Source organism: Aurantiacibacter luteus (assembly GCF_001010945.1).
Classification (GTDB): domain Bacteria; phylum Pseudomonadota; class Alphaproteobacteria; order Sphingomonadales; family Sphingomonadaceae; genus Alteraurantiacibacter; species Alteraurantiacibacter luteus.
Genome location: NZ_LBHB01000016.1, coordinates 1 through 332, shown reverse-complemented (window position 1 = coordinate 332; position 332 = coordinate 1). Strand labels below are relative to the sequence as shown.

Here is a 332-nt window from a genome sequence, read left to right as displayed (position 1 = left end):
CACCTATACAACACCAAAAAGTCACCTATTTACACCATTTATTAATGATGGTGTAATAACACCATCATTAATAAAGGTGTAGTAAATGCCTACCAGTGAATTAATAGTAAAAGATAACGCTTTAATTAATGCGAGCTACAATTTGGATACCGTAGAACAACGGTTAATTTTACTGGCTATTTTACAGGCAAGAGAAACAAGAACAGGGATTGATGCCAACACTAGGCTACGGATCCATGCCAGTGATTATATGAGCAGATTTAATGTTAACAAACATGCCGCCTACAAAGCTCTAAAAACAGCAGTTACTAACCTTTTTGGTAGACAGTTTA

At 35.5% G+C, this 332-nt stretch carries 1 protein-coding gene; it reads left to right on the top strand.

From position 1 onward, the window contains the following. Positions 1-85 precede the first annotated feature (85 nt). Positions 86-332 (top strand): RepB family plasmid replication initiator protein (locus AAW00_RS14760; protein ID WP_155518566.1); only part of this gene is annotated, 247 nt, incomplete at its 3' end.